Annotated in this window: 7 protein-coding genes; 4 read left to right on the plus strand and 3 right to left on the minus strand. The window is 50.1% G+C overall.

The features are described 5' to 3' along the window. Positions 1 to 201: 201 nt before the first annotated feature. Complete coding sequence (pyrF, locus tag VFS25_RS06385; protein WP_326461293.1) at positions 202 to 1,023, minus strand: orotidine-5'-phosphate decarboxylase; 822 nt, start codon at positions 1,021 to 1,023, stop codon at positions 202 to 204. Positions 1,024 to 1,463: 440 nt separating this feature from the next. On the opposite strand from pyrF, the gene VFS25_RS06390 reads away from it, so the two are divergent. Further along, positions 1,464 to 2,324 (plus strand): sugar phosphate isomerase/epimerase family protein, encoded by an 861-nt coding sequence (locus VFS25_RS06390; RefSeq protein ID WP_326461294.1) that lies wholly within the window; start codon positions 1,464 to 1,466, stop codon positions 2,322 to 2,324. A gap of 115 nt (positions 2,325 to 2,439) precedes the next feature. After that, positions 2,440 to 3,795, plus strand: coding sequence for a Gfo/Idh/MocA family oxidoreductase (locus VFS25_RS06395; protein WP_326461295.1), 1,356 nt, complete (start codon positions 2,440 to 2,442; stop codon positions 3,793 to 3,795). 55 nt (positions 3,796 to 3,850) lie between these two features. Here the strand turns inward: VFS25_RS06395 and VFS25_RS06400 are convergent, their stop codons facing one another. Together VFS25_RS06400 and VFS25_RS06405 are read right to left on the minus strand one after the other, a co-directional pair. Continuing rightward, positions 3,851 to 4,468: an FMN-binding negative transcriptional regulator gene (locus VFS25_RS06400; protein ID WP_326461296.1), complete on the minus strand. Its 618-nt coding sequence runs from the start codon at positions 4,466 to 4,468 to the stop codon at positions 3,851 to 3,853. 81 nt (positions 4,469 to 4,549) lie between these two features. Beyond that, positions 4,550 to 5,647 carry an Mrp/NBP35 family ATP-binding protein gene (locus VFS25_RS06405; protein ID WP_326461297.1) on the minus strand — a complete coding sequence of 366 codons (1,098 nt, stop codon included), beginning with the start codon at positions 5,645 to 5,647 and terminating at the stop codon, positions 4,550 to 4,552. A gap of 135 nt (positions 5,648 to 5,782) precedes the next feature. Between VFS25_RS06405 and VFS25_RS06410 the strand changes: the two genes are divergently transcribed. Further along, positions 5,783 to 6,430, plus strand: coding sequence for a carboxypeptidase-like regulatory domain-containing protein (locus tag VFS25_RS06410; RefSeq protein WP_326461298.1), 648 nt, complete (start codon positions 5,783 to 5,785; stop codon positions 6,428 to 6,430). A 130-nt stretch (positions 6,431 to 6,560) separates the two neighbouring features. Next, positions 6,561 to 8,806 (plus strand): SNF2 helicase-associated domain-containing protein (locus tag VFS25_RS06415; RefSeq protein WP_326461299.1); only part of this gene is annotated, 2,246 nt, incomplete at its 3' end.

Here is an 8,806-nt window from a genome sequence, read left to right on the forward strand (position 1 = left end):
GAACCGGGATTTTGCCGCCGGCTTTCTTCAGATTCCACCTCGCGGTGGACACCCTTGCCTTTGGCTAACGGTTCCCACTATCAAGGCCCGTAGAGGACTTGCACCTCCAAGTTTATGATCATACCGGGCGCACATAAAAAAAGAAGCAGGTCAATGGCCTGCTTCTTTCTTTATTACCAGTATGCTTATCACTTCCTTTACTTACACCGGCGATACTGCCTGCGAAAGATATTCCGCCATTTCCTGCTGGTAGTGCAGCGCGGCGTTGCGGGCATCTACGGCAAAATCTTCACCGTTGCCGGCGTAGATAATGGCGCGGCTGGCATTTACCAGCAAGCCGCAATCTTTGTTCATGGCCAGGGAAGATATTTCCTGCAGGCTGCCGCCCTGCGCGCCTACGCCCGGCACCAGGAAAAAGTTATCCGGCGCCAGCTGCCGTATGGCGGCCAGTTGTGACGACTGGGTAGCGCCTACTACAAACATCAGGTTATCCGGCGTGCCCCACTCCATGGTAGTGCGTATCACCTTTTCGTACAGGTATTCGTCACCGGCGCGCTGCAGCTGAAAATCACGGGCGCCTTCGTTGGAGGTAAGCCCCAGCACAATGGCCCATTTTTCGGTGAATTGCAGGAAAGGCTCCACGCTGTCGCGGCCCATGTAGGGAGCTACGGTAACAGCATCGAAGTTATAGGTGTCAAAAAACGTTTTGGCGTACTGGGTGGCCGTGTTGCCAATGTCGCCGCGTTTGGCGTCGGCAATAGTAAAAATGCCGGAAGGAATGTATTCCACTGTCCGCTGCAGGCTTTCCCATCCGCGCATACCCATGCATTCGTAAAAAGCCGTATTGATCTTGTAGGCCACACACACATCGCGGGTAGCGTCAATAATCGCTTTGTTAAAGGCAAATACCGGGTCGGCATGTGAAAGCAGGTGCTTTGGGATCTTGTGTATGTCCGTGTCCAGGCCAACACACAGATAAGATTGTCTTTCCTTGATCAGGCCCACTAGTTCCTGTCGGTTCATAGTCAGTTAAATTTGGGGCGCAAAGTTAAGTAAAACTTAATCATTGCAGGTGATTGAAATATTTGATCCGGTTCCTGGCTGTTAAAATACCATCCGCTGCATAGCGTAACAGGAAAGCTTCCTGAAAGTAATATCTTTGGGTTACCTGTTTGTTCTTGCATGCTGGTTACTGTTGGCAAAATCAGACTCACTATTAAAGTTCCGCTATTTTTGGCAAATTCAGCAGATCATTTTTTCACAAATTTTCGTGTAAGCTGTGGATAGCGCGGTTTTTGAACCGCAGGCCATTTAAATTTTGATGTTCCGGATTTACTTATTAACTTATCCAACTGAAAGTTAATTGAAAACTCAGGGGTTAACAGCTTTGCAGGACCTGATATTCACACGCTTATGAACAGTCCCACGCGGCGGCACCCTCCACGTTCACTGAAAAAACTACCATGCAAACACGCTTTTATTATTTATTGCTTTGTTGTTTCATCTGGCCCATACTGCAATCGAATGCACAAAAACTGCCATCTATCGGCGTTTGTAACAGCTATAAGAACGACAGCCTGTTTGCCGGAGCCGGGTACCGGTATATTGAGGAAGGCGTAAGCCACCTGCTGGCGCCCGCCATCAGCGACACACAATTTACAAGGCAGCTGGCCGACCTGCAGCATACCCGGTGCAAAGTGCAAACCTGCAACGGCTTTATACCCGGCACCATTAAAATCGTAGGCCCCGAAGTAAACGAGTCACGGGTGCTGGGCTATATAGATACGGTAATGCAGCGCGCACAAAAAGCAGGCATACAGCTGATTGTGCTGGGCAGCGGCGAGGCCCGCAGGGTACCGGACGGCGCTGATCCCGCGGTAGTAAAAAAACAGTTTATTGCGCTTTGCCGTAAAATGGCCGATGTAGCTGCGCGTTACGGGCGCACTATTGCCATGGAAAACCTGAACAGCACAGAAACCAATTTCATTAATACCCTGCAGGAGGCCAATGAAGTGGTAAACGCCATTCACCATCCCAATTTCAAGCTTACTGCAGATATTTACCATATGCTGAAAGAAAACGAGCCGGCCGCGCATATCGATAGCGCCTGGGGTAACCTGGTGCACTGCCACATTGCAGAAAGGGAAAACAGGGCCGCACCCGGCGTGGCGCAGCAAGATTTCCGCCCCTACTTTGCCGCCCTGCACCGCATTGGTTTTGAAGGCCGCATTATGGTCGAATGCCGCTGGGAAAACATGGCGGCGCAAAGCCGCCCCGCGCGCGAATACCTGCAGGCGCAGCTGGAGGAAGCATATGAAGAGTAGCGGGCAGCGGCTGCAGCCTGCGGCCGGGCATATTTAAAAAGCCATTTAATACTTAAATAACAAAACGTAATCAGCTAAAGGCTACTGCCGGCAGCTTTTAAAAATTGTCTATCATATGAAAAAATCACGTCGCGAATTTCTGAAACAATCGCTGATGGGCGGCGCAGGCATTACCCTTACCGCCATGGGCATGCCGGCCAGCAGCTATGCCCGCATACTGGGCGCCAATGACCGTGTAAATGTAGGACTGGTAGGCTTCTCCGACCGCGCCCGCCAGACATTGCTGCCCTGTTTTTTTTCCAATAACAAGGAGCTGAACTTCGACCTCATTGCAGTATCTGATATCTGGAGCCGCCGCCGTGAAGAAGGCAAGGCCTTCCTGGAAAATAAAACCGGCCATAACGTACAGGCCTGTGTGAATAACGACGAGCTGTATAAAAATAAAGACCTGGACGCGGTGATTATTGCCACAGCCGATTTCCAGCATGCCTACCATACCATAGAAGCCGTTGGCCATAAAATGGATGTGTACTGCGAAAAACCTTTTGCAGAAACCATGGAAGATGCGCGCAATGCGCTGAAGGCGGTAAAAGGCTCCGGTAAGATATTCCAGGTAGGTACACAACGCCGCAGCGGTGCCAGCTACCATGCAGCCGCCAACTTTATAAAGGAAGGCAAGTTCGGACCGATCACCATGGTAGAAATGACCTGGAACGTAAACCAGCCTGGCCGCTGGCGCCGGCCCGACCTGGTAAAGTCTATCCGCGAATCTGACACCGACTGGAAACGCTTTTTGGCCGGCCGCCCGCACGACAGCTGGGACCCGCGCAAATACCTGGAGTTCCGCCTGTTCTGGCCTTACTCCAGCGGTATATTCGGGCAGTGGATGACGCACCAGATCGATACCGTGCACTGGTTCAGCGGCCTTAAACACCCGCGCACCGCCGTAGCCAACGGCGGCATTTACGTATGGAAAGACGGGCGCAAAAACGCCGATACCTTAACCGCCGTATTTGAATACGGCCCGCAGGACGATCCTACCAGTGGTTTCCAGGTAATGTACAGCTCCCGCTTTCACAATTCTGCCGGCGGCATTAAAGAGATCTATTATTCCAATGGCGGCACCATTGATATGGCCACTAACAAAATAAGCCACACCGGCGGATTAACAGAAAGAGCCGCGCAGGAAATGGGCATGCACGCCAACCTGCTGCCCGACATGACGCTGCCTACCGGCAACAAAACCGTTACCAGCGCCAATACCGGCGCCGATCCGTTAACCAACGGCCACGTGCGTAACTGGATGGAGTGTGTACGTTCCCGTAAGGAAACCAATGCGCCTATTGAAGCCGCTTATTCGCATTCCATTGCGCTCATTATGGGCAATGCCGCTTTCCGCACCGGCGAAAAAGCCACCTTTGACGAAAACAAACAGGAAGTAATGGCAGGAGGAAGGCCGTTTATAATGTAGTGTGCAATAAAGGAAGTGTTGGATGTGCAGATGTGCAAATATGCAGATCTGCACATCATTTTTCCCTTCTTTTCTCCATTTCCTCCGCAATTTTTACCGCGCCTTCATCGCCGCGCTGTTTCAGATGGCGGATCACACTGTAATAATCATGATCGTTCTTGTTCTGGCTTAGCTTGTAGCGGGCCTGTACATCGGCAACAGTAAGCTCAAAACCTACAATGGCTTTCAGGTTATTGTGCAGCTCTTTACCAGGAATGTCGTGCAGGCTTACCGGGTGTTCCGAGGCCGCTTCATAGCGGTTCATCATCTGCTCCAGGGAAGCCAGCATTTCCTGGTCTGTTAAAATGCGCATAGGGCCGTAAATATGCACGGCAATGTAATTCCAGGTAGGTATCTTTCCTTTCTCATACCAGGAGGATGAAATGTAGGCATGCGGCGCCGTAAATATGGCCAGGCCCGGGCCGTTGCCGAAAGCCTGCCACTGCGGGTTCTCTTTTGCAATATGCCCTTTCAGCACCGCAGCGCCATCTGCCCTTTCTTCCAGCTCAATAGGAATATGTGTTGCCAGCGGCGTGCCTGCAGCTACATTAATGAGCATACCAAAGCTGTTATGCCGGATAAATCCGGCAATCTCCTGCCAGTTTGTTTCCTGGTTAATTTTGGGAACATGCATGGGGTAAAGCTTAAAAGTAAAAAAGTAAAAATTAAAAAAACCAGGCCGGTTTTTAATTTTTACTTTTTTACTTTTTATTTTTTAAAGCACTACTTCTACAATCTTCGTGGGCGCCATATTGGCATTGCGCATGGCTATGCTGCGGGCGGCGTTGCCGGCAAACTCCAGGAACGCCTGCCGGGTAATGTTGTCTTTACCTGCCATTACCGGCTCGCCTTCATCGCCGCCTTCGCGTATGCTTTGCACCAGCGGTATTTGTCCCAGGAAAGGAATTTCCATATCCTCCGCCAGGCGTTTACCACCATCTTTACCAAAAATGTAATACTTATTGTTGGGCAGCTCTGCCGGCGTAAAGTAAGACATGTTCTCTACCAGGCCAAGGATAGGCACATTCACCTGCGGTCCGTTAAACATCATGATGCCTTTTTTGGCATCCGCCAGCGCCACATCCTGCGGGGTGGTTACAATTACAGCCCCGGTAACCGGTACGGTTTGCACCAGGGTCAGGTGAATATCGCCGGTGCCGGGCGGCATATCTATTACCAGGTAATCCAGCTCGCCCCAGTACACATCTGTAATGAACTGCCGCAGGGCGCTGCTGGCCATGGGACCGCGCCATACCACGGCCTGCTTTTCATCTATCAGCAGCCCGATAGACATCAGCTTAATGCCATATTTTTCCAGCGGCACAATCATGCCTTTACCTTCCACATTGGTCATCATAGGCCTTTCACCGCGCACGCCAAACATAATAGGTACAGAGGGACCGTAAATATCGGCATCCATCAAACCAACGGTAGCGCCGCCTTCTGCCAGCGCCAGGGCCAGGTTGGCTGCTACGGTAGATTTACCTACGCCGCCTTTGCCGGAAGCCACTACAATAATGTTCTTTACATTGGGCAATATAGATTTACCGTCTTTACGGTTCGAGTTCACCTTGGCGGTCATGTTCACCTGCACCTGCGCATCTTTACTTACCATTAAATGAATGGCGGTAACGCAGGCATTACGGATCATATCTTTCAGCGGACAGGCGGGTGTGGTAAGCACCACGGTAAACGATACCTTGTTCCCGTCAATTGCTATGTCTTTCACCATGTTCAGCGTTACCAGGTCTTTGCCAAGATCGGGTTCTTCCACGTTGCTCAAAGCCTGTAACACCTGCTCTTTTGTGATCATAAATTGTTGTTAAATTTGATTCCAGGCTACAAAGTTAACCTAATCGGGGGTTAATTTGGACGATAAATTATAGTTTTTGTCAATGTGGGCATAGGCCGCGGAACATTGGGCAAATTCTTTTATCTTAGGACCGGCATGCGAAAATATAGCTCCTACATACTGTTATTTTTTTTCTTACTATTTCCCTTCCTGCTGAAAGCTCAGTTCACGCAGTTCAAAGACAGCATTATACAGATTTCCGGTATTACCATGACGGCCGACAGCCTGCGGGCCATACCGGCAGTAAGCGTGCTGGTAAAAGGACAGGGCCGCGGTACTATTTCCAACAGCCAGGGCGTGTTTTCTATTGTAGCTTTTAAGGGAGATAGCCTGGTGTTCAGCGCCGTGGGCTTCAAGAAAAAAACCTTTCGCATACCAACCGACCTGAAAGGGAATAATTTTTCCATGATACAGCTGATGGTGGAGGACACTACTTACCTGCCGGTAACCATCATCAGGCCCTACCCTACCCGGGAGGAATTTGAAAAAGCATTCATCAGCGATGATATACCGGACGATGCCTATGAAATAGCCCGTAAAAACACCGAAGCTGCCAAAATGCGGGCCCTGGCGCGTTATATGCCGGTTGACGGACGCGAAGCCGTAAACATGTACATGCAAAAGCAGGCGCAATCACTCTATTACGCCGGGCAGCAGGCGCCCCAGAATATCTTTAACCCGCTGGCCTGGGCGCAGTTTATACAGGCCTGGAAACGCGGCGACTTCAAACGGAAAGAAGACTGAGCGGATGTGCAAATGTGCAGATGGTGGCGTGCGGATGTGCAGATGAGAGCGGACGCCCTGAATGCAGGTGAATGGGCTGGCTTGGCCTCTGCCTGCCAATTAGATATATTTGCCCCCAAATTATCCGTTCATGGCTCAGGCGTTTGGAAAAACATGGTGGGGCCGGCAATGGCTCAACTCATTAAATAATATCGATTTTGAGAACCGCCTTCCAAGAGGCAGCAGTTATGCACGGAAAGGCGCTGTTACAACAATAGATATTAATGGCAATCAAATAAACGCCAAAGTAAGTGGCAGCCGGCCCAGGCCCTATAACGTAACCATTACCCTGCCTCCTTTTGATGATTTTGCGCTGAACGCTTTTATAGACCGGCTAACGCAGCAGCCGGCAGTTATTTCAAAGCTGCTGAACCGCGAGCTGGCCCCCGAAGTATTGGAGCTAAGCAAAAAAATGGGGCTGGAAGTATTTCCAAGACAGTGGTCCGATCTTAAAATGACATGCAGCTGCCCCGACTGGGCTGTTCCCTGTAAGCACCTGGCCGCTGTTATCTATAAAGTAAGCACTGCAATCGATAATGATCCTTTCCTGGTGTTCAGCCTCCACAATATTGATTTGGTTAATGAATTAAACAGGCGGCAAGTTTTTGTAACAAAGGAAAATACCGCCATACCTTTCATTGCAGACCTGTATTTTGAGGAGCCAAAGAAAAAAAGCAAACCTGCTGTTTACAACCCCGAAAATGCATACCGTAAACTTTCATACGCTGCGCTAAAGCCGCTGCACGAGCCTTTGATCGCCCTGCTGGCCGATTACCCTGTTTTTTATCCCGGGGGCGGCAATTTCAGGGATAAATATGCAGCCTGCCTGGTTCGCTCAGTGAAAAAAGCACAGAAAATATTACAGGGGAAGGCCAGTCTTGAAGTGGCGGCAGGTAAAGCCCCGAAAAGCGAGCCCTCTATTGATACGCATAGTCAGCCTGAAATTGTTGTGAATGAAAAACTGCGGCCGTCCGCATTAATAAACGGCACTGCTGTTTCCTTACCGGATCTCCTGGTACAGCTGCTGCAAATACCCGCTGCCGGCATTCCCGACTATCAGCCGGCTACCGCCTTCCTGCACACCACATTGTACCTTGCGCTGCATCTGCTCGCTAATGGCGGGGTAGTACCGCAAATAGTACAGCAACCCGATCATAATTTTTCCATCCGCTGGCTGCCGGCTATGCTAAGCGAACCAGTAAGAGTATTAATAACTCAGCTGCAGGAGATGCAGCCTCCCGGAATTTTCAGGTTGCAGGAAAGCAGCAAGCAGGTTGCTATAAATAAAGATACTGCCATTAACCTGCTGGCTGTTTTTTTGACAGACCTGGTGGCCATGCTGCAGGAAAAAGATACAGACGACCTGTTGCTGGACCTGTTCTTTTCCAGGGCCTCCCATGCTTTTAAAGCCCCGGCGGAAGCCACGCTCAGCGGCGGCATACAGGCATGGCTGCAAAAATACTACCTTACAGCAGCCGCTTATAAGCCACAGGTGGTAGTGGAAGAAACTACTGCAGAACGTTTCTCTATCAGCATTAATATCAGTGATAAAAACAAACCGCTGCAAGGCCACATGCCACTGCAGGAAATACTTTCCGGCAACAAATTCGCCAGGCAGCGGTTCCAGGTATTGCAATCCCTCACGCAGCTAAGCGGCTTCATTAACGGGCTTGACGCCTATATTAATGAAGGAGCCGATACACCAATAGTGATGGACAATGCTGCTTTTACAACCTTTCTTTTGCAGATGATACCCGCCATCCAGCTGCTGGATATTGATGTATTACTGCCTAAAGCATTGCAGCAGGTACTAAAGCCACAGCCAAGCATTAAGCTTACGGCCCAAAAAGGAAAATCTTTCCTGCGGCTGGATGAGCTGCTGGATTTTGACTGGCAAATAGCCATTGGCGATACATTACTGAATGAAGCGGAGTTCAAACAATTACTGCGCAGGTCCGACACGCTGATCAAATACAAATCGCAATACATTTATGTAAGCAAAGCCGAGCTGGAAAAACTGCACACCCATTTCAGCGCCGCCAAAAAGCTATCCGGCTTTCAGCTGCTGCGCGCAGCTTTAAGCAGCGACTATTACGGCGCCAAAGTAAATATGACCGGTGAAGTAAGGGATCTTATAAAAACGCTTACCCAGGTTCAGGAAGTTCCTTTACCTGCAGGCATTCACGCGCAGCTGCGCCCCTACCAGCAAAGAGGCTACTCATGGTTGTACCGCAATGCGCAAATAGGCTTTGGCTCAGTAATAGCCGATGATATGGGCCTGGGAAAAACCCTGCAGGTGATAACAACGTTACTGAAATACAAGGAAGAGGGGCTGCT

The sequence above is a fragment of the Chitinophaga sp. genome (assembly GCF_035761305.1).
In the GTDB taxonomy this organism is placed as follows: Bacteria; Bacteroidota; Bacteroidia; order Chitinophagales; family Chitinophagaceae; genus Chitinophaga.